Consider the following 26309-nt stretch of genomic DNA (forward strand, 5'->3'; position numbering starts at 1 on the left):
TCCAATCGTTTCCTTCATCCCTCCGCCTGAATTAAGATGGCGGCTTCAACGCCTGATCCTTCCTGTGAAAAGAATTCCATACTCCCTCCGAGGCTGTTGACTCTCTGTCTGATTCCCGTTAAGCCCATGCTTTTTGTTGACGGCTTCTGTTGATTATTCTGAACGCCCACTCCATCATCCTTATAGGATAGCATTACCATATCTCCATCATTCTTCAGTTCAAATTCAATTAATTCCGCCTTCGAATGCTTGGACGCATTATTCAACAGTTCCTGCGCAATGCGATAAAGCGTGAGAGCTTGTTCATCCCCAAGATCAGCTGTGAAATGATTATATCGATAGTCAATATGAAAGTCCTCCCGCTGACGATAATGGTCAATCAAGTAGGATAATGCTTCCACAAAACCCGTTTCCTTAAGAAAAGGAGGACGGAGAAAGGTGCACGTTTCCCTAATCTGACTGACAACCCCCAGCAAACCTTCCTGTACGTCAGAGAGTTCATCTTTTACATGACGATCCAAATGATCCAAGGCGGCTATTTCTTCTACTTTCCGATACCACACCAGCTGTTCCTGAAGAGCAGAATCATGCAGGTCGGCGGAAAGTCTTGCTCTTTCCTCTTCTGAAAGCTTAAACATGAACCGAAGCATCCACGAAGGTACACGTCGTTCATCCTGGATCGAACTTTTTAAATCTTCGGTCACTCCTTCAATCAATTGAAAATTTTCATATACGATGCTTGTATATTGGACGATGGTTTTCAGCCAACGCTGCTCATCCTGGTTGAACGGTGTCCGGTTGACTTTTTGTTCAATCCATAATATATCGACCGTATCATGCTTTTCACTAAGCACATACCCTAATCCATCTTCTAATAGAAACGGCATTCCTATGGACAACGACGTTCCTTTATAGGAGATATACGTCTGAATCAATGGGTAGGGGATGGATTCATCTCCCGCAATGAGGTTCATCTCATTTTCTATTTTGTCATAGGAGAACAGGCAGGCATGCTCTACTGGAAGCACCTCTTTGATTTCACGGAGCAGCCGGTCATCCAGCTCTTCTTTTTTTAATATTTTTGCTACATCATAGGAAAACCGATCAAGACTCAGCTGATAGTTAAACTTATCTCCAAACCATTTGGAACGAAGAGAAAACTTTTCTTCAAAATAGAAAAACAAAATCAAGAGTCCGTAGGTTAGAATCCCCAGTCTGATCCACTGCAGGTCATCCAGATTCGTAAAGAAAACGAGCAGAATCATAACCACAGCCGTCAACAGGAAAGAAATGACCGCATAGTACCGCAAACGGCTGTTAATAAAGTCAATATCAAATATCCGATCCGTCAGCACGAGATAAAGAAAAAAGATCGGCAGAAAGATGAGGAATACCGCGGTTACAGGCGCAGGAATCAGTTCAACGCCGACAACTGCATTAGGCAGCGCCGTCAAGAAGATAAAAGGAAAAAACGAGACGATGATTCCGAAAATCGCATTTTGAAAAATCGACTTATGTATGGTTTTCCGAAAGGTCAGATAAGAATACAGGAGAACACTCAAACCGATAAGAATCTCCATGGAAAAAAGAATCAGCTGCGTATTGCGGATCACTTCATAATGCCCCAGAGACATCCAGAAAATAGATATGATATCCATAAGAACGACAACCAGATTAATGGAATAGACCGCAGCCAATAGGCGCTTTTTAATCAGATGAATCTCGTATTTCAAGAAATATTGATAATGAAAATGCAGAAACAGCACAGGAACCATCATCAAGCTGAAACTGTTGATAATCCTCGCAAGAGTATCCGTTCTCGCAGAAGCGCCTGCACTTAAATACCCAATACCAACAGCCAGAAGAAAGGCGATCAGATAAAACGCAACCGGGTCCCCCCGTTTTTTTACATAGACTTGTAATGAAAACGAAAATAAAACGAAAAATACAACCGTCGGCAGTATGGTATGATAAAGCAGCGTATTATAGTTCATCGGGTTTTGGACCTTATATTCCAACTCGGTTCCTGCTCTCATGACCTTCATCTGGTTAAGGTTACCGATCACCCCGTAATTTTGAATGGAGTGATACCTGGCTGCCTCCTGGTGATTGACTTCAATAACACGATCTCCCTCTTTTATTTTCCGGTGAGCAGCCCAGCCAATCGAATCCACTTTCGTCACGATCAAGGATCTTTCTTTATTCTCACTGACATCGATACCTACATATGTTTTCGTCATCGTTACGAAAATTAAATAAAGAGCAACAACAAAGATAAAACTAAAATAAAAGATAAATCTCTTACTTTTTATTCGAGCCATTTCCATTCCCTTTCTTTTATAACGTCAAAAAAGCCAGAGTATCTCTGGCTTTCAGGATCTCTATCATGGATTACTTCCAGTAACACATTCTCCACTCTATGCCCTGAAGGTCTTCGGATGCGAACACATCAATAAGGGCTTCCTTTTCCACTTCAGAAACACCCGGAAGGTCGGCTTTTCCCTCTTTCACAGCATTCATAAGCGCTGGATTTTGTACAATCTTCTGAACCAATTCAAATAGCATGATTGTTTCCTCCTTATGCAAGATCCATCTTTTATAAATCTTCAATCCTCTTCCTCATTTGTTCCTTCCAAGCCTGCCCTGCCTGAAACACGTCCAGCTCCCGTAACGCCTGCCGTTGATATTTCCGGATCAGCACCTGGATATATGGTTTGACAGGGGACCGGGATACCCACTCAAACAACGGCTGCTTTCTATCTGTGATAAACGATTGATCGACACGGCCTTCATAGTAATCACGTACCCAGCCGGCTTCCTCACTGCTTTCCCGCAGGAGCAGAAATACAGGGAGGGTCCACTTCTTGTTAATGAGATCATTTTTAGCATCGAAACGCACAATGTCCTGCAGGTCATTCACTAACTGAGCCGCAATTCCAAAACTCTCCGCATACAAACGAACGCCTGAAAGGTCTTCATTCTCTTGAAAAGCTGCTCCGGCCATACAGGCACATGCCATCAGCGAACCGGATTTCCGCCTGATCATCCTTAGAAATTCTTCTTCCGTAGAAGCGGATTCATTCAGGTCGGCGTGCTGACCATTCACCGCCTGCAGGACCTGCTGGTGCATGGCCTGAAGAGCATCCGAAGATGTTTCTTTTTGAAAAGGGGACTCATGCATCAGCTGCATGCTCAGCATCAAAAACCCCGTCGAAATATTCATGGACGAGGCAGAAGACACCTGACTCCAAGGTTTATCGCCAGCATCTTCATCCTGAAGATCATCCAGGATATCAAGAGCCAGTATTAAAAACTCGATAGCTGCCGATAGAACATACACCCCTTCATGCTTTTTCCTGCTATGGATATGAAAGTGCAGCTGCGTCAACGGCGAAAAGGAAAACCCTTCTGCTTTCTTATAGGAGATAAACCGCTCAGCCATCCGGGCAAGGACGGCTTCGTTCAAATGAGTCTTCACCGCTTGAACCATCATGCTGTGTAAACGGTCGGGTGAATAACTCGGAATCATTCCCATACGTCACCTCCCTTTCCAAAAAATGTGTCGAAATCTGATTGCAAAACAACACTATCACATCAAGAATAAACGTCAAAAGGTAGTAAAGTATTATGTAATTAGATAGAAAATTCCTCCCCCATCTTTCTATGCGTACATCCTCCGCTCGTTGGTGATGGATTTACTTTCTCACAGGCTTACATAGAAGTGTTATCGATTTGTCATACAAATGTTATCTATTTGTCATAATCAAAGTTTCCTATTCCTGCTTGAAAGATGTTTTTCAAATACTCCTTAAACAGCACAACAGACGTACATCGCTGTCCCATACGTTCGAGCATTCATGAATATTTTGTATAAACAAATGATAAGCCGGCTTTACTTATCAGGCAGTCTTGCCTGAACACCATCGAATGGTTCATTTTCTGACAGGATAAAAGAAACCGCTCTCATTCATATGCGCCTTTTTACACACGTTATTTTCCATGAACGGGATCATTATAAATTTATGGGAATTAAAAGGGTTTATATACCCAGTTTAAAATGTGAAAATTTATGAAATTCATTCCAGAACCGATCGTTATAGAGGCCTATTTACTGTATTTTTACAAAACGCGGCTTCTTACGTTGGCGCGTATCACGTCCCGCATTCCACATGGACCCTTTTTACATGAAACATTGCATCGTGGCTGGAAATCCGATATAATCTTTTCAACTATTCAAAATCAATGACAAAGAGAGTAGCCGGCGGGAAGGTCACAGCGAACCGGGGGTGGTGGAAGCCCGGATGTCCTTCTGTCGGTGAACCGGACTTTGGAGATGGTCTTCTGAAACACACGTAGGAAGATCCGGGGACACCCCGTTATCAAATTCAAGCGGCTGATTTACATTCAGCTATAAGAGTGGCACCGCGAGTCCAGGCCTCGTCTCTTTTTTAGAGACGGGGCCTTTTTATATGGAAAAGGAGGAGCATAGATGGAAAAGCAAATGACAGCACTTCAAATATCTCACATACTCGGAGAGGATTATCCACGCGAATGGGTGGAGTCCATGTTGGAGGTACCGAAAAAGGCATCCTTTGGGGATGTCTCCTTCCCCTGCTTCGCTCTAGCCAAGTCGATGCGTAAAAAACCAGTCATCATTGCAGGAGAAATCGCCTCCAGACTGAACCACCCTGTTTTTGATCAGGTAGAGGTCCAGGGTGGTTATATCAACATCTTCTTTGACCGCTCGTTCATTACCGAACATACGTTGAATCAAGTTCTTGAGGACCCTGAAGCTTATGGCAGCCATACCTTTGGGGAGGGGAAAAACGTAGTCTTAGATATGTCCTCTCCGAACATCGCCAAACCCTTCTCCATGGGTCACCTCCGCTCCACCGTCATTGGAAACGCCCTGGCCAATCTCATGGACAAGTGCGGCTATACTCCCGTAAAGGTCAACTACATCGGAGATTACGGGACACAGTTCGGGAAACTTCTGGCCGCCTACACCCGCTGGGGCGATCCAGATGTCGTCGAAGCTGATCCAATCAAGGAACTGACTAAGCTATATGTGACATTTCACGAAGCTGCCGAGGAAGAACCTTCCCTCATTGAAGAAGGCAGAGAATGGTTCAAGAAGCTGGAATCCCAGGACCCGGAGGCGCTCACCCTTTGGAACTGGTTCCGCGAAGCCTCCCTGAACGAATTCAACACGTTATATGAAATGCTTGGAGTGGATTTTGATTGGACTCGCGGTGAGGCTTATTATACGGACAAAATGGAGCCTGTCATCAAACTTTTGGAGGAAAAGGGTCTGTTGGAAACATCAGAAGGAGCGGATGTGGTTCAACTGGGCGATACAATGCCCCCTTGTCTGATCCGTAAAAGCAACGGCACCACTACGTATGCCACCCGTGATCTCGCTGCCGCCATCGACCGCTATCAGTCTTATCCTTTCGAAAAAAGTCTGTATGTTGTTGGCAGTGAACAGTCCCTTCATTTTCAGCAGATGAAGCTTGTATTGAAAAAGGCCGGGTTTGAGTGGGCAGACCGATTGGAGCATGTCTCGTTCGGGATGATTCTGCAGCATGGAAAAAAGATGTCTACGAGAAAAGGGAAGACGGTTTTGTTGGAAGAAGCTCTGAAGGAAGCCGTAGCGCAGGCACTCTTGAATATGAAAGAGAAAAATCCCAACCTCACGAATCCTGAAGAAACAGCGCGCCAAGTCGGAGTTGGAGCCGTGATTTTTCACGATTTAAAGCAGGATCGACGTCATGATATTGAATTTTCTCTCGAGGATATGCTTACTTTTGAAGGAAATACCGGTCCATATCTGCAGTACACTCATGCCCGCGCATGCTCGCTTTTACGTAAAGGCGGATTTTCGGCAGACACTCCGCAGCCGGCGGTTGACGACCCTGAAGCCTGGCCATTAGTAAAGGCGGTCCGTGCATTTCCAGAAATGACTCAAATGGCCTGTACGACCAATGATCCCTCTAAAATTGCCCGTTACCTGCTGGACCTTGCCCGAACATTCAATCACTTTTATGCCAAATCAAAAATTATCGGCTCCGCTTCCCAACAGGAACGCCTGACGCTCGTTTACGCATTTGCCGTCGTACTGAAGGAAGGGCTGCGTCTGCTTGGAATGGCTGCGCCGGAACATATGTAAATCAGGAACATTTCCAACATCCGCCCGCTTTCTATTATAATGAAGGTAAGACTTTAATCAGGGGGCGGATGTTCAATGTATCCTTTGTACTATGCCATCATCATTGTTTTGTCGATTACCGCTTTGGTCAGTACGGTTGTCATTGCCAAAAACATGGACAAGTCGGAAAACCAGTTGACCCCGGAAGAGGATCTGCAGCACTTGAAATCCGATAAAAAAGATCAAGGAAGCATTCCTTTACTCTCCACGATCTACGCGATCACTTTTGTGATCACTATTATTCTTTGCTGGATTTTTATTTTCTAGGGCCTGTTTCACTCACCACCAGGGCCCTTTTTCCAGTGCCATGCATTTTCTCCAACGGGCAGGATATGGATCCAGGTTATCCAGTCCTTTCACTCCCCTTCCTCTGCACATTGACTATTTTTTACATAAATTGCGCAGAATGCACACATACTCTATTTAAAAACATGTTATCTTTCAAGCAGGTCTATGAATATCCTAATAACAGAATGGTCACAGCTGCTTGGATGGAGACAGTTTCACGGCAGGACAATCAAGGATTGCCCAAGGAGAAAAAAGGGAATACACTTATCCCCCACACTCCACTGCCTAGAAATAAAAAAGGAGATGGCACATGTGCACCAGCTCGATTTGTTTCAAAACCTCACGCATAAAAAAATGGGATTTGCAGAAGTGTTCTCACATATTTTAACATTTATGAAACGGGAGCCTGTCGGGAATTACCGTTTAATGGTAGGAACAGATTCACAAGTCCACCCTTCCCGCACGCTGTTTATTACCGGAGTCGTCATTCAGCGGGTAGGAAAAGGGGCCTGGGCCTGTTACCGCAAAGAAGTCATCCCCAGGGAAATGACTACCCTGCATGAGCGGATTTCCTATGAAACATCTTTAACAGAGCGGGTTGCCTCCCTTTTTACAGAAGAACGGAAAAATGAGTTAATTGATATTGTCCTCCCTCACATCTACAAAGGTGCGACATTTACAATGGAAGGACACATTGATATAGGTTCCGGTGACCGGAACCGGACAAGAGTGTATGTAAATGAAATGGTGGCCAGGATTGAATCCCTTGGGATGGAACCAAAAATCAAGCCCGACTCAATCGCCGCCAGCAGCTATGCGAACCGATATACCAAATAACCTCCCTAAGGTTGTTTGGAGGAGAGGAGCATTCTATGTATCAAAAGGCTGTGACATCCCTCGTACTGGGCATCATGTCCATCTTCCTCCCTCTCGCCGGATTAATAACAGGCATCATCGGCATCGTGATGGCCAATGCCTTCTTACGCAGCGAAGAGGAGGAAAAAGAAAACGGCCGGCACTTTGCGACGGCAGGAAAAATCTGTTCCATCATTGGCATCTGCATCCAGGTCAGTGTCCTGCTGATGCTGGCAGCCGGCTTCTACCTTTTCGGATTTTTCCACTCATAAAAAAACGCCCTCCACATCCATGGAGGGCATCTTTTTGGACTTATGCGTTTACTTTTTTCAGCTCTTGGAGAACTTCAGAAGGTTCTGCACGGTCTTTATAGTCAGATTTTGTATATTCGTATACAACCGTACCATCTGTATCAATGATGTAGGTAGCGGATACTGGAAGCGTCCAGGAATCGTCTCCATTATGCTTGTCTACATTCAATCCTTTATCCTTATACACATCTACAAGATAATCCGGGAGCTCATAAACAAGGTTGAACTGCTGAGCAACTTTGTTTCCAACATCACTCAAAACGTGATACTCCAGGTCGTTTTTCTCCTGAGTAGTCATGGATTGATCCGGCGTCTGCGGGCTGATAGCAATCAGCTGAGCTCCTTCATTATGAATATCATCCATGATTTCCTGATAGGCACGCAGCTCCATGTTGCAGTAAGGGCACCAGCCGCCGCGGTAGAAAGTTACGATAGCAGGACCCTGCTTCAGCTGTTCGGAAAGCTGAACCTGACCACCTTTGGCATCTGGAAGGATGAAGTCCGGGGCTTTTTCTCCTTTGGAAAGACCGTTCCCCTCTTCAGAGGCTTCCAATTCATTAATGGCGTCGCTCATTTTGTCCTGAACTTCCTGGGAGGCATTCTGTTTGAATTTCTCGATGTATTGGTCAAATTGTCTGCGCATATCTGTCGTCATTTGAAAAACTCCTTTATGATCAATTTCAATCTTCATTATACGAAGAATCTTCTTCTTCATAAAATGAAACGTCTTGTCTCGTTAGAATCAGGGCTAAACTCACAGCAAGAATACCTGCACTTAATTTGCCCACGATCACCGGAAGTATCATGTCCGGCTGGACGCCGGCCACAAATGCGAAGTGGCTTCCGAATACGAATGCTCCGCTGACTGCAAAGGCCGCATTGATGGTCTTCCCTCTATCGTCCATGTCCTTCATGACGGCAAGCATCGGCAAATGATGAGCAAGCGATGCGATGAATCCTGTCATCGATACCGCGTTCATCCCGAGACGTCTTCCCGCACGGGTGAGCACTTTTTCGCCGTGCCTGCTGATAAACGCCACCAGCGGATAAGCCCCTGCAAGTGTGACAGTGATTTTACCCACGATGAGCATCCCTTCTGATAACGGAGCCATACCGGGGAGAACCGTTATACCTGTTAACGTTTCAATAATGATGAGAGCAAGCCCTGAAATAATAATGATTTCGACCGCTTTGCCGAAATAGGAAAACAGACGAATGGTCAAGGCTGTGAAGAGCCAGAGACCGGCGGCGATGAAAAGGGATAGAATCATGGCCGGAAGCAGATTTCTAAGCATCCACCCCGGTTCATAGCCGGCTGTCCACCCGCCGATGAAACAACCGATTGGAATCGTCACCATTCCTGCAAGAATTCCCTTTGCGAAAAAAGGATGATCTTTTTTTGCTACAACGGTCAAGGCAACTGGAATGGTAAACACAAGCGTAGGGCCCATCATCGTCCCAAGCAGAGCCCACGAAAAAACAGCCGCTCCTTTGTCTGCCGCGAGCGATTCCGCCAGAGGATAAGCCCCCATATCAATGGCAAGCAGCATAGAAGCAAACATCGAAGGATCAGCTCCTGCAGCCTGGAACAATGGAGTGACGACCGGCGCGAGCCATCTGGACAGCACCGGGGCCAGAGAGATGATCCCCACCATGGACAAGGCCAGAGGACCCATCATCATAAAGGCTTCATAAAAACGCCATCCTAAGGCAAGGCGGTGATTCAATATGTAGTAATCAAGAGCTCCAAGAACCATAAAGGCGCACATGACCATAAGGATGATATCATTCAACACAGCCTCTCCCTCCTCTCTTCATCTCCTCCATTCTAGTGAACTTTCCCCCATAAAAAAAGCCCCCTCACTGAGGGGCTCTGGCTATAGAAAAATCCTGTGTTAACCAGTTAGAGTTGTCCATTAGTCGTGGGAAGGGCCACTTTCCGCTTATCGGTATATGAATGCCGCGGGCACGCCCTACGCAGGTTCTCAGATTCAAAAGAACGGCACGGGCTGCGCTGTTGCGCACTTGCGTGGAAAAAAAGGAAAAGAACAGACGCTGATAACGGCTGGCTGCCGGAATATGAACAAGCCTCTCCTCCATCCAGCAAGGATGAGCGGGGTGAAGGAGAGTCTTGTTCGATGTTAGAGAACTCCCAAGGAGCGGTGCCCTTTCCACTCCTGCGGAAGAACGAGTGGTCCGAGACCGCCGAGCGTGGGTGTTGCGAGGAAGCTCGTTCGCTCGTCCGCGGAAAGGGCACCGCTCCTTTCGGGAAGAAAGAAAAAAGCTTGTAAAGAAACAGGGGTTTCTCTACAAGCTGAACCCCTCAGTGAGGGGCTTTTCATCAGCCGATGGAACAGGCTGCGGAGCCATGTTTTTGAATGTACTTCTGGTGATGCTCTTCTGCTTCAAAGAAAGAGGAAGCCTCTTCCACCTGTGTAGCGATTGAACGCTTGAAGATGCCTTTGGCACTCCATTCTTTGATTTTCTCTTCTGCAATGTACTTCTGGCTTGCATCTGTATAGAAGATCACTGAACGGTATTGATGTCCTACATCAATGCCCTGACGATTTACCTGTGTCGGGTCGTGAGCTTCAAAAAAGATATTGACCAGTTTGGCATACGTAATGACAGCAGGATTATATTCGATACGGACAGCTTCCGCATGACCGGTATTTCCCTGTTTCACTTCTTCATAGGAAGGGTTTTCGAGATGTCCCCCGATGTAACCGACGGTTGTTGCCGTTACCCCTTCGAATTTCTCAAAAAATGCTTCTACTCCCCAAAAACATCCTGCGCCGAAAATTGCTGTTGCCATATCTACATCTTCCCTTTCCTTTAACGCAACTTCTATCGAGAGCCATGACGGGTATGCTGATATGCAAAAAACCCCTTTTCTTATCCACATAAGAAAAGGGGTTCGTATCAATCCGTACGATCCTCTCATCTTTTAGGATGGTGTTCATCCTACAGGAATTGGCACCGTTCTCGTCAATCCGTGGATTGATTCGATGGTTGCCGGGCATCAAAGGGCCAGTCCCTCCGCCTCTCTGGATAAGAAGTTTCCGTTATTTATTTAATGTTGATTATCAATATACTACGTTTCAGTAACGAAGTAAAGGATAAATGATGATTCTTTTTGTATCATCATTGTATTCACACTTTAGCATGACTATGCCAGTCCACGCAAAAGAAAAGTCTTACTGACTGCCGGTTGTATAAATCTCCTCATACGGCTGGACGATGACAAATCCATCTCCTTCGAACTGCATTTGAATAGATTCCCCGCTTCCCCGTCCGATAAACGTTTTAAAGCTTACATCCGTCTTGAAATTCGGCTCCAAATGCCCGGACCAGGCTACGGTCGCATGAGGATCCGTAATAACCGGTTCTCCCGGGCGTACGAGCAATGTCAGTGGTTCGTAATGGGAGGTGACAGCCACACGTCCGCTGCCATTCAAGGTCACGTTAAACAGACCGCCGGAAACCATCCCGGCCACTTTTTTCATCAGCTTGATATCCCAGTCGATGCTCGGTTCAAAAGCCAGAAGGTCGTTGCCGTTTACTGTTATCGTTTCATTATCCAAGTCAAAAATCGTAATCTTTTTCCCCTGATCAGCGAGATACAAACGTCCGCGCCCTGTCGCTTTCATCAGCGAACTGCCTTCTCCCGTCAACGCCTTCTTGAACATTTTTCCTACACCGTGCTCCAGAATCCCTTCTCTCTCAAACTTGATATTCCCATTATAGGAAATCATGGCCCCGGATTTCGCCCAGACCTGATCCATCAGGTTCACCTCGAGAATACGCGGGGTTTCCAGCTCAAAATAATCATTTTCTGAATCATCCTGTTTCGTCGCCCTGATAAACTCCTCAATCGAATAGTCTGCCATGACAGATTCCTCCTTTTATGTAGGTTATAGTTCTATACCACACCCCGGGGTGGGTTAGACCATTTATGAAACCTTTGTCTATCGTTTTACGTTTACAATGGAGGAAAGGTTTCATCACCACCTGGCAGGGGAATGATGATTCTATTTGATCTATTCAAACAACCTAAGGACGAGGAGGACCTGTTTATGTATGGTCTTGATGAGAAAAGAAAACAGCTGTTGGAGTATGCCCATTCCGTCTCTGACGAAATGGCAGCACAGAAGCCCGGGGAAGGAAAATGGTCGGTCCTTGAAATTCTGGAGCACCTGTACCTGATGGAACAACTTGTCGTCTACCAGATCAAGCAGGCAGTAAAGCAGGGAGATATCCAGCAGACTTCCGAAAAACCGATCCACCGGACGACGGAAAGGGACTACAAGGTGGAAGCCCCTGAGTCCGTCCGGCCTGAAGGTACGTTCCAAACGATTGCAGAAGCCGAGGATGGATTGAAAAAAACAAGGGAAGCTACGTTATTCCTCATTCATAACAAAGATGAAGAAACATTGAAGAACCGTGTGTTTCCCCACCCCGCTTTCGGAGACATGGACTTGGTGCAGTGGATTGAATTCATCGGCTGGCACGAACTCCGCCACCTTGATCAAATGAAAGAAACTGTGGAAGCTTTATAAACCCGTAGAAAAACACGCAGAGGTAAATCTCTGGCTTGAAATTCCCCGCTTTTTATCGGGCCTTCAGGAACTGAGACCACTCCCTTTCTGCGGAGGAACTTGGCTGGGTGGTCTTCCTATACAAGTGAACCGAGGCCGTGCCCGCGGTAAGTATCCGCCGATAAGTGGAACGTGACCAGGCACACCACCTACAGATCCACTGGATGGCAAGTCAAGTCTCTTGTCTACAGTTGAAAAGCGCAGAGACGAATCTCTGCGCTTTTTCTATCTTTGACGATCCTGTTTACTTTTCAGGCTTCACTTCTTCGCCGTTCTTCCCGGTGTAACGGAGCCCCCATCCTGTCCATGCTGCGATCAGCATAACAAGCAGAAGGAGCCATCCTTGGAACACATACGGGAATACTTCACCAGGCGAAACGACGGGGAGGAAGTCATACTTGTCTGCCGCTCCCTGAACCGTGGCCCAGGAAAGCAGGACACCACCACTCCAAGGGAAAATATACCCCAGGGAAGAGGTCACTGTATCCAGGAAGTTGGCCCGCCGGTATGGATGAATATTCAATTCCTTCCCGATTTTCCTCACAAACGGAGCCGCTGCAATTTCCGCCGCTGTGTTGATTGTGATGAAGGCATTCAAGAAAGCTACAATACCAAAGATGGCGAGTTCAGCTCTGCGGACTACACCATTGATGATGCGGAGGAAGAAGTTCTTAATCACTTCCATCGTCCCTCCTACTTCAAGCATGTAAGCCGCCGCAAGAATGAACAGGATCAAAACAGCCATATTGAAATATCCGCTGATTCCATCAATTAGGGCCCCTTCAATCACAGGGTCCCCTGCTTCATTAAAATGAATATACAGCACTTCCTTTAAGGATATGCCACTCAAATATATGAAAGCCACGGATGCAAGAATCCCCCATGATAAGGACGTCAGAAGATGCTGGCCTCTCAGCGCCAGGATAAGAACGAGTACAAATGGCACCAGCATCAACAGACCGTTGGGTGACACCTGGCTCTGCAGGTCATTGATCACCTGCTGGCTTCCTTGTTCCCCACCGCCGCCGAAAACAATGAAAAGAATCATTGCCGGAACAGCAGCCGCCATGGAGTATTTAAAACGGGAACGGACAACTCCAGGGACATCCGCTTCCTGTGTCGTTGCAGAGACGATCGTTGTGTCAGAAACAGGCGCCAGGTTATCCCCGAATACAGCTCCACTTAAAATCGCTGCAACAAGCAGCACCGGATCCGCTCCTAATATGACACCAGCTGGATACATAAGCACACCGAACGTGGCTACCGTACCGTATCCAGTTCCTACGGCTGTGGAAAATAAGCCGGCGAGCAGAAACGTAATACCGACGAAAGCTCCACCTTCCAGCCCTGTTTGGAAGCCGAACCAGATCAGACCATCCACCAGTCCTCCGGCAGACAGCATATTTGCAAACATGCCGGCCCAGAACCAGGCAATGATCGAAACGATCCCTACCGGCTGAGCCATCCCTGTAATCAGACTCTGCGCATAATCTGACCATTTCGATTTAGTAAAGAACAGACCGAGGCCGATTCCAATCACAATTCCTAAGACAAGCCCCTGCTCTGTAACAAGGCCTGCCACACTTAAGACAATGGCCCAAATGATAAAGAAAACCAAAGGAATCGTTGCAGCAAATACCCCGCCATGGAACTCCAGGCGTTTGATTTCTTTTTCTCCTAAGGCTTCATCGATGACTTCTTCATTTCTTCCCTCTTGATCAGCCATCTGATTCCCTCCTCAACAATTACTTAACCTTGTATAGTTTACCACCTGATATGATGGAATATAAACAGCTGAATTGTTACCACTTTAAAGCAGATCAGGATATCATCTGGAAAGCACAGAAACCTCTGATCAGTAATAGTATCTGAACAGACCATTGGTTATAAAGGAGTTATATTATGAAATTAAGGCAGGCAAGGATGGAAGATTTTGAAACGATCAGTCAATGGATCAGGTCAAAGGACGAGCTGAAACAATGGAGCGGCTCCGGTTTTGAGCACCCCCTCTCCTTGAGCCAGTGGGAGAAATACTTGAATAAGGAGGACCGTCAATCGTTCACAGCTCTGTTGGAAGACAGCCCGGCCGGACACATTTCCATCGGCCGGATCGAACCTCTTAAGACAGGAAGAATCGGTCGTGTGATAACGAATCCCGAACACAGAGGAAAAAAGGTTGCTGCACGGATGCTGCGTGAAATCACAACCTACGCCTTCGACCGACTTCATCTGGAGAGCGTCACCTTAGGCGTTTTCGCCTTCAACACTCCGGCTCTCCGGGTATATGAAAAAGCGGGGTTCTCATTCAAAGAACAAGATAAAAATAAGGAAATGACGGAGACCCAGCCTTGGCACACACTGGAAATGTTCCTCACCAAAAATGAATGGAAAAATCAGCGGATGTTTCCATATCATTGATATCTTTGTTTTCTGCTTCAAAAAAAATTAAAATAGAAAAGAAGGTTCTTTACTCAGAGTAGAAGGCAGCGCTTACATGTCTATGGCCAGCACACTTTACGGAAGCATTCCTTCCCCCTTGCTGCTTCCATATAAAAGCACAGGGTACTGCTGAACATTTGACTATACAAATAATTCTGATAATATTATGAAGCACAATACTATCCATTTTACAGATCTGACAGGAAGGTGAAATTGTGACAACGCTTAACAGTACAAACGACCACACGACTCCCCTGAGGAGAGATATCCGTTCCCTTGGACAAATGCTTGGAAACATTCTTGTCCATCACGGCGGTGAAGAGTTATTAAATAAAGTAGAAACCATCCGCCAGCTGACCAAAGACTTACGCCAAAACCCTGAACAGCATACTTATAAACAGCTGAAACAAGAAATCCAGAGCCTCGAGCCTCCTATGCGCTCGCAGGTCATCCGCGCATTCTCCATCTATTTCCATCTTGTGAATATCGCTGAGCAGAACCACAGAATCCGCAGAAGAAGAGAATATCAGCTCCGTGAAGATCATGGGGCACAGCCTTTTTCATTGGAAAGTGCCGTGGTTAATTTGAAAAACAACAACTTTTCCAAAGAGTTGATTCAAGATGTGCTCCACGACCTTTCCCTTGAATTGATCATTACCGCACACCCGACGGAAGCAACCAAGAGAACTGTGCTCGAAATCCAGAAACGGATTGCTGCAATCCTTCAAAAGCTGGATCACCCGCAGCTCACAAAAGGAGAACGCCAAAATCTTCAGGACAGCCTCCAGAACGAAGTGACAGTTCTATGGCAGACGGATGAACTCCGTGAGCGCAAACCGACCGTCATGGATGAAGTACGGAATGGATTGTACTACTTCGACCAGACGTTGTTTGATGTTCTTCCTGATATTCATCAGGAGCTTGAAAATCGTCTGGAAGATCATTTCCCAGGAGAAGACTGGGACGTACCGAATTTCCTTAAATTCGGATCCTGGATTGGTGGAGACCGTGACGGAAACCCGAACGTGACTCCGGAAATCACTTGGGAAACGCTTGAGAAGCAGCGCCGTCTTGCTTTGAAAAAATATGACCAGGTCCTTGTGGAGCTGATGAAACGATTCAGTCACTCTTCGACACAAGTGACCGTGACCGACGCTCTGAAACGATCGATCGAGGAGCAGGAACCTCTTCTTTCTGAAGAAAAGAGATGGCGGGATGACCGGGAAATCTACCGCAGGAAGTTTGCCATCATCCTTGAACGCCTGCGTCAAGTAGGCCGGTCTGAGATTGGTTATAAAGATGCAGACGAACTGCATGAAGACCTTCTCCTTATACAGGAAAGCGCCCAGACCCACCAGCCGAACCGAGGCGAACTCAAAAAATTGAGAAAGTTGATCCGACAGGTGGAAATGTTCGGCTTCCATCTCGCTACTCTGGACATCCGTAATCACAGCGGGGAGCATGAAGCTGCGGTTACCGAACTGCTCCGTAAGGTTGGAATTGAAGAGGACTATTCAGCTCTCTCTGAAGAGCGGAAGCTGGCCGTCCTTCAGGATGTATTGAAAGACCCGCGTCCGATTTCCCTGCTGAACGAGGATTATTCAGAGTCCACCCAGCAGATGCTGACCGTTTTCCAAATGATCCGTAAAGCTCACCTGGAGTTCGGTAAACGCTCCATTGAAGTTTACTTGATCAGTCATACAGAAGCTGCAAGTGATCTTCTGGAAGTTCTTGTCCTTGCTAAAGAGGCGGGTATTTACAGACTTCACGCCGATGGCACAGTGGAAAGCAACATCAATGTTGCCCCGCTGCTGGAAACCGTGGACGATCTCGTTGCCGGACCTGAGATTCTTAAAACTGTGTTTGATATGGACATATACAGCCGTCACTTGAAAAAGCGCGGCAGTTCACAGGAAATTATGCTTGGATATTCCGACGGCAGTAAAGATGGTGGAACACTCACGGCCAACTGGCGTTTGTACAAGGCTCAGCAGGAAATCCGTGAAATGGCCGAGGATTATGGTATCGGTCTCAAGTTCTTCCATGGCCGCGGAGGCTCATTAGGCCGCGGGGGCGGACCATTGAACCGCAGCCTGCTGTCACAACCTGCTGAAACCCTGGGTGAAGGAGTGAAGATCACCGAACAAGGAGAAGTGCTTTCTTCCCGTTATCTGCTACGTGACATTGCTTACCGAAGCCTGGAACAGGCAGCCTCCACCCTTGTGGAAGGCGCAGCCAATGTCTCGAAGGAATCGGAGCAGGGCCACCACCGTGAAGACACATGGGAACAGGCCATCGAAGAAATTTCCGAAGTGTCTCTTAAAAAATACCAGGACCTTGTCTTCGGCGACCCTGAATTTCTTACGTACTTCAATGAAGCCACGCCGCTTCAGGAAATCAGCGGCCTGAATATAGGGTCACGGCCAATGAAGCGTAAGGACAGCTCTAAGTTTGAAAATCTGCGCGCCATTCCATGGGTCTTTGCCTGGACACAGAACCGCCAGCTCCTCCCTGCCTGGTACGCCGCAGGAACGGGTCTCGCTTATTATGCCGATCAAGGCAGCGAGCAACTTGACCAATTGCAGCAGATGTATGAAAACTGGCCGTTCTTCCGTTCTACCATCAATAACCTGCAGATGGCCCTGACGAAAGCCGACATTCAAACGGCCCGTGAGTATACCGAGCTTGTCCAGGATGAAAAGATCGGAAAGCGGATCTTCAATGAAGTGGTTGAAGAATATGAGCGTACGAAAGAAATCCTCCTCCGGATTACAGAAGATGATGAACTGTTGAATCATCAGCCGACGATCAAGGAATCCGTCCGTCTGAGGAACCCTTACGTCGACCCATTGAACTTCCTGCAGGTGGAGTTGATTAAAGAGCTCCGCAAGGAAGAAGATCCAAACGATGAAATTCTAACAGAAGTACTGCTGACGATCAGCGGAATCGCTGCAGGACTTCGTAATACAGGTTGATCAACAAAACTGCCGGCCAAGCGCCGGCAGTTTTTTTATGTGGTTCATCAAATCCGCTGAATTGGACATAGTAAAACAGACATCAACCACATAAAGTGAGGGAATCATCATGATTAGTATCCTTTTAGGACTTGTTTTACTCATGCTTCTCGCCTACCTGGGCTGGTCCATCATCTGGATTGCTCCGCTCGTATCAGGCTTTGTCGCAATTCTAAGCGGAATGGACATCCTCCCTGCCTATACGGACACGTACATGCAGGGATTCGTAGATTTTGCAAAAGACTACTTCCCCATCTTCCTATTCGGTGCGATTTTCGGAAAGCTGATGGAGGATACAGGAGCTGCCCAGTCCGTCGCTCACAAAATCTCCAGTGTCATTGGGAAAAAACGGGCCATCCTTGGTATGCTGCTGTCGGCTGCTATTCTAACCTACGGCGGTGTCAGTCTGTTCGTCGTCGTTTTCGCTGTTTATCCTCTCGCTGTAGCGATGTTCAGAGAAGCGAATGTTTCAAGAAAACTGATCCCGTCCACCTTTGTTCTCGGCGCTTTCACATTTACGATGACCGCTGTTCCGGGTACACCACAGATTCAGAACATCATTCCGATCAATACATTCGAGACCAATACGATGGCGGCACCGATTCTGGGCATCGCCGCCGCTTTAATCATGGCTGTCGGCGGATACTTTTATTTGAAATTCCGCGAAGGCCGGCTGACTAAAAATGATGAAACCTTTACAGAACCTGAAGGGGATAACCAGGTGAAAAGTGTCAACGAGGAAGAACTTCCAAACTGGATTTTATCCACCATCCCCCTCATTGCAGTAGTAGCGACGTTGAATATATTTGACTTGAATATCCTGACCGCCCTGCTCATCGGAATTCTGCTGATTATGGCATTTAACTGGAGAGATTATAAAGACTTTATCAAAGCCATAAACGGCGGTGCCTCCGGATCGGTTATGGCGACCATTAATACAAGTGCGGCTGTTGGTTTCGGGACAGTGGTTACCGCTTCCCCCGGATTTGATACAGTGAAAGAGCTTATTTTCAGTATTCCACTCAGCCCTTATTTTTCAGAAGCTTTCGCTGTCCAGCTGTTAGCGATGATCACCGGCTCTGCTTCTGGTGGTATGGGAATCGCTTTGGAAGCGCTCGGTCAGGAGTATTATGATATAGCAGTGAATCAAGGACTCAGTCTGGAAGCCTTCCACAGAATTACCTCTGTAGCTTCAGGTGCTTCCATCCTTCCTCATAACGGGGCACTGCTGACTTTATTCACGGTTACCGGCCTGACCCATAAGGATTCCTACAAGGACGTATTCGTAGTGGGCTTGGTCATTCCAATGATTGCAACCATAGCCATCATCCTGCTGGCTATGATGGGAATCAATTAACCCGGCTGCCTCAGACGTCTCCAAATGATCATATAGAAAAAAGGGAGGAACTTCTCATGATGAGAAGTTCCTCCCTTTTTTGTCTAAGTCATAAAAAAACCCTGCACCAAGGACAGGGTTTTCCTTTATTTATGGTTTTATTGAACGGTATACCCACCGTCAATGACTGCAGCTTGACCGGTGATGCTTTTCGCTTTATCACTGACAAGGAAAATGGCGTAGTCAGCGACCTCCTGGACCTGAAGGAGACGTTTCTGAGGGACAAGTGGATAGATGACTTCTTCCAAGGCTTTTTCTTTCTTAATGTTCCGCGTGTTCGCCAGGTCCTCCAGCTGATTCTGAACAAGCGGCGTATCCACATAGCCTGGGCAGATCGCATTAACGGTAATGCCATCATCAGCTCCCTCCAGAGCCGTCACTTTCGTCAGCCCGATAACCCCGTGCTTGGCACTGTTGTACCCTGCTTTACCGGCAAACCCAATTAAACCGTTGATGGAAGCCATATTCAAGACACGTCCATACCCTTGCTTTTTCATATGGGGAAAGGCGTGCTTGATTCCGAAAAATGGGCCTTTGAGCATAATATCAAGAATCAATGCAAACTTCTCAGATGGAAATTCCTCCACCGGAGCCACGTGCTGAATCCCGGCATTATTGACGAGAATATCGATACGGCCGAATTTACTGACTGTTTCTTCAATCGCATTCTTCACATCTTCTTCTTTCGCTACGTTGGCGACAACACCTTCGACCGTAAAGCCTTGAGATCGAAGCTCCTCGACCGATTTGTCCAATGTTTCCTGGTTGATGTCATTTAACATAACTTTGGCACCGGCTTTTGCAAATTCCGTAGCAATTTCCAAACCGATGCCTTGGCCTGATCCTGTAATTAAGGCAGATTTTCCTTCTAACACGATAATTCCTCCTTCTAGGTTCATCACTCCTTACCTTTCCCACTTTTCCGGAAAAATGCACAAAAAACTCAGCCTTTGAAAGGCTGAGTTTTTTCAGCTTGTAGAGAAACCTTTTTTCCAGTGACTCAAAGGAGCGGTCACCAATATAGGATTTTCTCAAAGCGGCAGTAACGCAGCTTGTCCTGTGCTTTTGAAACAGCGAAGAAGCGATGCTCAACGTTCTTTTTTATCATAGGATAAAGCAGTCTTCCCACAGGCATCGGCACGAGAAGCGTTCGGTGGTGACGTCTCCGGGAACAGTGCGAGCGGAAGATCCACTTGGTCCAATGGTTTTCTTGACCAAGTCAGCGGAGGACGTGCCCGCGGCAGGCATCCACCGATAAGCGGAACGTGCCCTCTCAACATGACATACGGACAACTCTAACTGGGTAGGACGAACTTTTTCTTTAGTATAGTTTTCCCTGGCGGTACATAATGTTGGACAATTTCATAACGGAGTGGATATAGCAGTTTTGACGGAGCGGGAACGGATCTCCGAAAAACTGCGGAAGAATCGTATCCATCGTATGTTTCATTTTATCGAACAGCCGTTCAAATACTTCGTCTTCGTTCATGAAACGCGCCTCTCTTCCCTGCACCCATTCATAGAAGGAAACGATCACACCACCGGCATTGGCAAGGATATCCGGAATGATCAAGACCCCTTTATCCGCCAGATGCTTATCTGCTTCCTCTGTAATAGGTCCGTTAGCGCCTTCAACAATAATTTCTGCCTGGATATCCTTCATGTTGCCTTCGTGAATCTGATCTTCCAGCGCTGCAAGGAACAGGACGTCGACATCCATGGTAAGCAGTTCATCCCGGTCTCTGATTTCTGCTTGGAGTTCGTGCTCTTCCAGCTGCTGATCTTCGGTGGGAAGGTCTCCATCATTCTGTTTCGTGAATTCCACAAGTGCTTCAATATCCAGCCCATCACGGTTGTACAACATGACGTTTGCATCGCTGACAGCGACCACTTTGTTGTTCAAGTAATCACATTTCCTGGATTCAAGCGCGGCTACTGATCCAAGGTTTCCAAAGCCCTGAACAGCCATTTTCAATTCTTTATCGGCATGATTCAGCGCCGTTTTGGCAAATATATTATCGGTCCCTTCCAGCCAGTCCTTATTATTCTTCAAGAAGTCATGCAGCATATAGCGGAACGTAAAGTAGACACCTTTCCCTGTTGATTCGCGGCGTCCAAGTGACCCACCGTTCACAATGCTTTTGCCTGTAAAACTGTTGCGGTAGGGTTCTCCCGGATGGAGCGCCTTGTACTCACCCATCATCCAGTCCATTTCCCGTTCTCCCGTTCCTACGTCAGGAGCTGGTATGTCTTTATCAGGCCCCAGAATATCGTTAAAATACTGGACATATTTTTTGCAGATCAGATTCAGTTCCTTCACACTGTAATCTTTGGGATTGATTCCGACGCCGCCTTTTCCTCCGCCGAACGGCAGCTCATGAAGGGCATTTTTCAACGTCATCAGCTTAGCGAGGTTGGCCACTTCGTCTTCATGGACCGATTCATGGAAGCGGATCCCGCCTTTATATGGGCCTACCGTATCACTGTGTTGAATACGAAAGGCTGGAATACGAACGATCTGACCGTCCTCCATGGGAACTCTTAAGTATGATTTGTGCACGTGATTCGGTGTGGATAGAAGGGCCACCAGTGATTTATACGCCTGCTCTCTGGACTGGTACTTCAGATCCGGTAGAAAATCTTCATCTTCCATAACTGCTTTCAGTGACTCTTCGATGATTGATTGTTGTCTCTGCATACATAAAGCCTCCGATCTAATGATAAGGTCCTGTGCTGATTTTCACTCACTAAATTACCCATACCCTAATTTTTCCACGTGAAACGTTTCCTAACCATTAAAAAAGCTCCCTGAATAAGGGAGCTTTTGGCTGTAGAAAAAGTCTGTGTTAACCAGTTAGAGTTGTCCATTTGTCGTGCCAAGGGTCACATTCCGCTTTTTGGTGGATGAATGCCGCGGGCATCACCACCAAACGCTCCTCGTGTATGCAGATTCAAAAGAACGGCATGGGCTGCGTTATGGCCGCCTGCGTGGAAAAGAAAAAGGGAAAGAACAGGCGCTGATCACGGATGCCTGCCGGAATATGAACAAGACTCTCCTCCATCCAGCAAGGATGAGCTGGGTGGAGGAGAGTCATTTTCGATGTTAAAGAACTCCCAAGGAGCGGTGCCCCTTCCACTCCTGCGGAAGAACGAGTGGTCCGAGATCGCCGAGCGTGGGTGTTGCGAGGAAGCTCGGGCGCTCGTCCGCGGAAAGGGAAGGGGCTTTCGCTCCTGGCGGCAAGAAAGAAAAAAGCTTGTAAAGAAACAGAGGTTTCTCTACAAGCTGAAGCTCCCTGAATAAGGGAGCTTTTTGTTCAACCTAAAATATTATATCCAGAATCCACATACACGATTTCGCCGGTTACCCCCCGGGATAGGTGACTCATCATAGCCAGCGTCATATCGCCGACCTCTTCCTGTGTCACATTTTTTCTAAGCGGAGACGTTTCTTCGATCTTGCTGAGAATTTCATTGAAGCTTGGTACACCCTTTGCAGCGAGCGTACGGACAGCTCCCGCAGAAATCGCATTCACACGGACCTGCTGCTGTCCCATATCTTCAGCGAGGTAACGGACAGCCGCTTCAAGGGAGGCTTTTGCTACCCCCATGACGTTGTATCCTTTCACCAGGCGCTCCGCACCGAGATAGCTCATAGCCATCAATGAACCGCCTTCTGTCATATACGGCCGCGCCGCTTTGGCTACCGCTATGAGGGAGTAAGCACTCGTATCATGAGCGAAGGCAAAGCCGTCCCGGGACGTTTCAATAAAGTCGCCTTTCAAGTCTTCCGCATGGGCAAAGGCAATGGAGTGACAGACCCCGTGGATCACACCTGCCTGCTCTCCGATTGTCGTAAAGGCCTCCTGGATGCTTTCGTCATTGTTTACATCACACTGAACAACAGCTCCCGCCTCGACGCCTTCTTCTTCAAGAAGCTTCTGCAGTTTCGTATAGCTGCGGTCTTTTCTATATGTAAAAATGACATTCGCTCCTGCCTTGTAGAGGGACCTCGCTACGCCCCAGGCAAGGCTCCGCTTATTGGCTACACCCATCACGACGATGTTCTTATCTTTCAACTGTAAAATGTCTTCCATAATTACCTCCAGTGAATCTTTTCTCGACTACTTATCTTACCATACTTATTTGCCGGGCTCCTCTAATTCTACATGAGCAAATCTTCCACCTAAAGAGGTAAAACGAAGTCCAGAGGTGACGGGCAGCGGGTGGATGAAACAGGGGCCATCATAGACAAAGGTATGGAATTCCCCATGTTCCCCGCACAGATCCACCCCTTCAGGAAGAGCATCCAGAAAATCCATGTTGAACGTCCTTCCTGCATACTCTTCAGGCAGCACGTCGGTATCCACGGTCGTGACGATGCTTTTAAAGCCAAGCTGGATCAACGTCTCTGCTGTTTCTTTTGCCGGCTGTTTCCACAAAGGAAATATTCCTTCCATCCCTATCCTATCCAAGAGCTGCAGGCGGTAATCTTTGATATCCTCAAGAAAAAGATCGGCGTAGACGACAGCGGAGACATCTTCCTTCCTCAGCTGCTCCGCTTGTCGTCCCAACGCCTGCTCGTACTGCTCATTGGAGGCCTCTTCCGGAAGTTCCACCTCGTATAAGGGCAGCTGCAGGGCCTCAGCCTGGCTCCTTATCCATTCCCTTTTCACTTCGTGGACCGGAAGCCTCTTCCTTTCTGCAGACACGGTTGAGATCAACCCTTTTACAGTATAGGCAGGATCATTCAGCATCAGGTATAAAGCAAAAGCAGAATCTTTCCCGCCACTCCACGATACAACCACACGTTCCGTCATTGCGCTCCCCCTATCTCCGTTTTCTTCCATTCCAGTAAGCCCCGTCTTCCATGTGGACAAAAGGCAGTTCTGTGTCCACTTCTCCATAAATCATCGTCCGTGCTTCATCCTTCCCTGCAAGCCACTGATGAAAGTCCAATTCCACCGGCTCCTGATCTCCACCTAAAGCAAACCATGCCTTTCTTTCCTTCGGGAGGTAGCCGGCTGTATGAATCGTACCAGCCCATTGGTCATAGAGATCCGAAAATACACCGCCGTCTGTATCATTCATCAGACGGAAAGCTTCGTAAGCCCCGGAAAGCTGTTCACGTCCGGCCTGAACAGCCTCCATCCGCCGTTTGGAATCCACCAGATGGTTCCGGTTTTCCTCTACCATGATTTCAAAATGGTTGGTACACACATCCGCTTCCCTTACAGCCGTTCCACGCGGAGAAGCTTCCACAACATACGTACGTCCGCTCGGATCAAATACCGTGTAGCTGAACGAATGACGATGGGGGATTTCTTTCAGCATCGCCACGGCTTCCTCTACATCCGCACAGGATTCGAGGATGATTCTTCCAATCATACAGCAGATAAACCCATCTCCCGGCCTCTTCCGATGCATAAAGTTATAGCCGAGAACGAGTCCCTTTTCATTCATCCCATCCATACGACCGGTTATTCTCTGCGTCGGTCCGATTGTGCTGTATCCCTGATCTTCCGGTTGAAACAAGGCGTAACGCCCTTCATACGTTTTCGGCATATAATCATAATTACGGATAAAATACCCGTTACCCGTCATGATGGAGCAGCCGCTTCGTTTATAGTCGACCCGGTAGCCGCCGAATTCCATCATCACCCGTTCCATCGGCCACCCCAGGGCATCCCTGAGGCCCAGCAGTTCATCCCAAATGCCCGGAGCAAAGCGGGTAATCGCCTCCTTCACTTCTGATTCTTCTACTGTAAAACGCGGGATACGTACCTTCCACTGTTTTTCCCGGTTTTTTATCGTCATCGAATTTTTCAGCTGTTTCCCCTGAAAATATCCATAATCGTAATGGGAGCCACGAAATTGTACCACCCTGCTGTATACCTGCTTCATCATCTGACCCTCTCTTTTTCTGAATTAGCTTCATTCTACTATGTCTTCCTTCATCAAAAAAGACATCCATATTCTGCCACACCCAGGAATAAATGCGCCATTCATATAGTTTTTCGACGATTTTTTTGATACGCTAATGATTGTAACAAATGATAGAAAACGTTTACGAGAAGGGAACGCAGGGGACTTGAATTTGTGAAGGTGGTGGAACAAAAGTGAAAAAAGTTGTCATTTTAGGTGGGGGATACGGCGGCATGAACGCTCTTCACGGGCTGCTTGACGGCGTAAGGGATGATGTACACATCACCGTGATCGACCGGAACCCGTACCATTCATTGAAGACAGAATTTTATACCATTGCTGCAGGCACGGAATCCGACCGTCATGCCCGTGTAGACTTTCCTGAGCATGAGCAGGTGGATTACGTTTTTGATGAAATTGAAAACATTGATGTTGAAGCCGGGCACGTCCGGGTGAAAGGCGGCCTTGAGCCTGTTCCTTATGATTATCTCCTTATCGGACTGGGTTGTGAGGATAACTATCACGGCATCGAAGGGGCGCAGCAATTTACAGAGAGTGTCCAGACGTTCTCCAAAGCCCGTAGTGCCGGCTATTCCATCAATAACCTCGGAGCATACGGCAAAATTACCGTTGTAGGTGCCGGGCTGAGTGGCATTGAAGTCGCTTCTGAGGTACGTGAAAGCCGGCCGGATTTGAACATCCGCCTGCTTGACCGGGGCTCTTCTGTATTGAAAGCTTTTGATTCAAAGATTCAGGAATATGTAGAAAAGTGGTTCAATGACAATGGTGTCGAGGTTATCCACCATGCCAATGTGGAGTACGTCGAGAAGGATGGGGTCTGCAACAACGGCCTTTGTTATATCAATGATGTCACAGTATGGACCGCTGGTGTACGTCCGAATTTCCTCGTACGAGAGCTTCCTTTTGAAAAAGATGATCAGGAAAAAGTCATCATTAATGATTTCTACCAGGTACCCTCTCATCAAAATGTCTATGTTGTAGGAGACTGTGCGTCTTCCGAGTACTCTCCAAGTGCACAGCTGGCCGGCCAGCAAGGCGAAAAAGTTGCAGATGTCCTTCGTGCCGTTCTCCAGAACCGCGTACCGGAACGTCCCGGCGACGTCAAACTGAAGGGATCCCTCGGCTCGCTTGGGAAAAACGACGGATTCGGCAATATGCTCCAAAAGCCTATGACCGGTGTCCTCCCTCGTCTTGCCAAGTCAGGAGTCTTGTGGCTGAGCAAACGACATTAAAAAGAGATCGATCACAAGGTGTGAT

General features: G+C 47.3%; 23 protein-coding genes, 1 riboswitch and 1 other annotated feature. Of the genes, 10 read left to right on the forward strand and 13 right to left on the reverse strand.

The window, feature by feature from the left end; all coding sequences use genetic code 11:
* Positions 1–14 precede the first annotated feature (14 nt).
* From ACXADP_RS16965 to ACXADP_RS16975, 3 genes are all read right to left on the reverse strand, one after another.
* The gene (locus tag ACXADP_RS16965) at positions 15–2321 is read right to left on the reverse strand and encodes a sensor histidine kinase (RefSeq protein ID WP_474971974.1); all 2307 of its coding nucleotides are present in this window, start codon (positions 2319–2321) and stop codon (positions 15–17) included.
* Between the two features lie 70 nt (positions 2322–2391).
* Entirely contained in the window at positions 2392–2565 is a 174-nt protein-coding gene (comX, locus tag ACXADP_RS16970; protein ID WP_474967538.1) for a competence pheromone ComX, read from the reverse strand.
* Between the two features lie 31 nt (positions 2566–2596).
* On the reverse strand, positions 2597–3535 hold the full coding sequence (locus ACXADP_RS16975) for a polyprenyl synthetase family protein (RefSeq protein WP_474971975.1): 939 nt from the start codon (positions 3533–3535) through the stop codon (positions 2597–2599).
* Between the two features lie 698 nt (positions 3536–4233).
* Positions 4234–4448 (forward strand) — a binding site (T-box leader).
* Positions 4449–4489: 41 nt separating this feature from the next.
* Here ACXADP_RS16975 and argS point away from each other — a divergent pair.
* The 4 genes from argS (at position 4490) to ACXADP_RS16995 (ending at position 7623) form a co-directional block, all read left to right on the forward strand.
* Positions 4490–6169 (forward strand): arginine--tRNA ligase, encoded by a 1680-nt coding sequence (argS, locus tag ACXADP_RS16980; RefSeq protein WP_474971976.1) that lies wholly within the window; start codon positions 4490–4492, stop codon positions 6167–6169.
* A 75-nt stretch (positions 6170–6244) separates the two neighbouring features.
* Positions 6245–6475 (forward strand): hypothetical protein, encoded by a 231-nt coding sequence (locus ACXADP_RS16985; RefSeq protein WP_474967535.1) that lies wholly within the window; start codon positions 6245–6247, stop codon positions 6473–6475.
* A gap of 375 nt (positions 6476–6850) precedes the next feature.
* Positions 6851–7333, forward strand: a complete 483-nt coding sequence (locus tag ACXADP_RS16990; RefSeq protein ID WP_474970351.1) for a ribonuclease H-like YkuK family protein — start codon at positions 6851–6853, stop codon at positions 7331–7333.
* A gap of 35 nt (positions 7334–7368) precedes the next feature.
* Entirely contained in the window at positions 7369–7623 is a 255-nt protein-coding gene (locus ACXADP_RS16995) for a DUF4190 domain-containing protein (protein ID WP_474967534.1), read from the forward strand.
* Between the two features lie 40 nt (positions 7624–7663).
* Here ACXADP_RS16995 and ACXADP_RS17000 read toward each other — a convergent pair whose 3' ends face one another.
* The 4 genes from ACXADP_RS17000 to ACXADP_RS17015 all read right to left on the reverse strand — a co-directional run bounded on the left by ACXADP_RS17000 (position 7664) and on the right by ACXADP_RS17015 (position 11552).
* Positions 7664–8317, reverse strand: a complete 654-nt coding sequence (locus ACXADP_RS17000) for a peroxiredoxin-like family protein (protein ID WP_474967533.1) — start codon at positions 8315–8317, stop codon at positions 7664–7666.
* 25 nt (positions 8318–8342) lie between these two features.
* Positions 8343–9458: an ethanolamine utilization protein EutH gene (eutH, locus tag ACXADP_RS17005; protein WP_474967532.1), complete on the reverse strand. Its 1116-nt coding sequence runs from the start codon at positions 9456–9458 to the stop codon at positions 8343–8345.
* Between the two features lie 545 nt (positions 9459–10003).
* On the reverse strand, positions 10004–10477 hold the full coding sequence (msrA, locus tag ACXADP_RS17010) for a peptide-methionine (S)-S-oxide reductase MsrA (protein ID WP_474967531.1): 474 nt from the start codon (positions 10475–10477) through the stop codon (positions 10004–10006).
* 122 nt (positions 10478–10599) lie between these two features.
* A riboswitch (SAM riboswitch) is annotated at positions 10600–10720 on the reverse strand.
* A 139-nt stretch (positions 10721–10859) separates the two neighbouring features.
* Positions 10860–11552: an AIM24 family protein gene (locus tag ACXADP_RS17015; RefSeq protein ID WP_474971977.1), complete on the reverse strand. Its 693-nt coding sequence runs from the start codon at positions 11550–11552 to the stop codon at positions 10860–10862.
* A gap of 186 nt (positions 11553–11738) precedes the next feature.
* Here ACXADP_RS17015 and ACXADP_RS17020 point away from each other — a divergent pair, with 186 nt between their 5' ends.
* A complete protein-coding gene (locus ACXADP_RS17020) occupies positions 11739–12221 on the forward strand; it encodes a DinB family protein (RefSeq protein ID WP_474971978.1) in 483 nt (160 codons plus the stop codon).
* A gap of 283 nt (positions 12222–12504) precedes the next feature.
* Here the strand turns inward: ACXADP_RS17020 and ACXADP_RS17025 are convergent, their stop codons facing one another.
* Positions 12505–13986: a Na+/H+ antiporter NhaC family protein gene (locus ACXADP_RS17025; RefSeq protein WP_474971979.1), complete on the reverse strand. Its 1482-nt coding sequence runs from the start codon at positions 13984–13986 to the stop codon at positions 12505–12507.
* A gap of 176 nt (positions 13987–14162) precedes the next feature.
* Here ACXADP_RS17025 and ACXADP_RS17030 point away from each other — a divergent pair, with 176 nt between their 5' ends.
* The 3 genes from ACXADP_RS17030 to ACXADP_RS17040 all read left to right on the forward strand — a co-directional run bounded on the left by ACXADP_RS17030 (position 14163) and on the right by ACXADP_RS17040 (position 19070).
* Entirely contained in the window at positions 14163–14678 is a 516-nt protein-coding gene (locus tag ACXADP_RS17030) for a GNAT family N-acetyltransferase (protein ID WP_474971980.1), read from the forward strand.
* Between the two features lie 236 nt (positions 14679–14914).
* Positions 14915–17674, forward strand: coding sequence for a phosphoenolpyruvate carboxylase (gene ppc / locus ACXADP_RS17035; protein ID WP_474971981.1), 2760 nt, complete (start codon positions 14915–14917; stop codon positions 17672–17674).
* Between the two features lie 109 nt (positions 17675–17783).
* Positions 17784–19070 carry a GntP family permease gene (locus ACXADP_RS17040; RefSeq protein ID WP_474967525.1) on the forward strand — a complete coding sequence of 429 codons (1287 nt, stop codon included), beginning with the start codon at positions 17784–17786 and terminating at the stop codon, positions 19068–19070.
* A gap of 137 nt (positions 19071–19207) precedes the next feature.
* Here ACXADP_RS17040 and ACXADP_RS17045 read toward each other — a convergent pair whose 3' ends face one another.
* Positions 19208–19984 carry a 3-hydroxybutyrate dehydrogenase gene (locus tag ACXADP_RS17045; protein WP_474971982.1) on the reverse strand — a complete coding sequence of 259 codons (777 nt, stop codon included), beginning with the start codon at positions 19982–19984 and terminating at the stop codon, positions 19208–19210.
* Positions 19985–20430: 446 nt separating this feature from the next.
* Positions 20431–21807 carry a Glu/Leu/Phe/Val family dehydrogenase gene (locus ACXADP_RS17050; protein ID WP_474967523.1) on the reverse strand — a complete coding sequence of 459 codons (1377 nt, stop codon included), beginning with the start codon at positions 21805–21807 and terminating at the stop codon, positions 20431–20433.
* Between the two features lie 175 nt (positions 21808–21982).
* On the opposite strand from ACXADP_RS17050, the gene ACXADP_RS17055 reads away from it, so the two are divergent.
* Positions 21983–22216 carry a hypothetical protein gene (locus tag ACXADP_RS17055; RefSeq protein ID WP_474967522.1) on the forward strand — a complete coding sequence of 78 codons (234 nt, stop codon included), beginning with the start codon at positions 21983–21985 and terminating at the stop codon, positions 22214–22216.
* Positions 22217–22423: 207 nt separating this feature from the next.
* On the opposite strand, the gene fabI is transcribed toward ACXADP_RS17055, so the two are convergent.
* From fabI to ACXADP_RS17070, 3 genes are read right to left on the reverse strand one after another with little or no spacing between them, the layout of a single operon-like run.
* Positions 22424–23203 carry an enoyl-ACP reductase FabI gene (gene fabI, locus ACXADP_RS17060; protein WP_474967521.1) on the reverse strand — a complete coding sequence of 260 codons (780 nt, stop codon included), beginning with the start codon at positions 23201–23203 and terminating at the stop codon, positions 22424–22426.
* 45 nt (positions 23204–23248) lie between these two features.
* Complete coding sequence (locus ACXADP_RS17065; protein ID WP_474971983.1) at positions 23249–23926, reverse strand: Dph6-related ATP pyrophosphatase; 678 nt, start codon at positions 23924–23926, stop codon at positions 23249–23251.
* Positions 23927–23936: 10 nt separating this feature from the next.
* A complete protein-coding gene (locus tag ACXADP_RS17070) occupies positions 23937–25010 on the reverse strand; it encodes a C45 family autoproteolytic acyltransferase/hydolase (RefSeq protein ID WP_474972325.1) in 1074 nt (357 codons plus the stop codon).
* A 215-nt stretch (positions 25011–25225) separates the two neighbouring features.
* On the opposite strand from ACXADP_RS17070, the gene ACXADP_RS17075 reads away from it, so the two are divergent.
* Positions 25226–26284: an NAD(P)/FAD-dependent oxidoreductase gene (locus ACXADP_RS17075; protein WP_474971984.1), complete on the forward strand. Its 1059-nt coding sequence runs from the start codon at positions 25226–25228 to the stop codon at positions 26282–26284.
* Positions 26285–26309: the final 25 nt, after the last annotated feature.

The organism is Halobacillus sp. AWH4_228 (assembly GCF_056158365.1).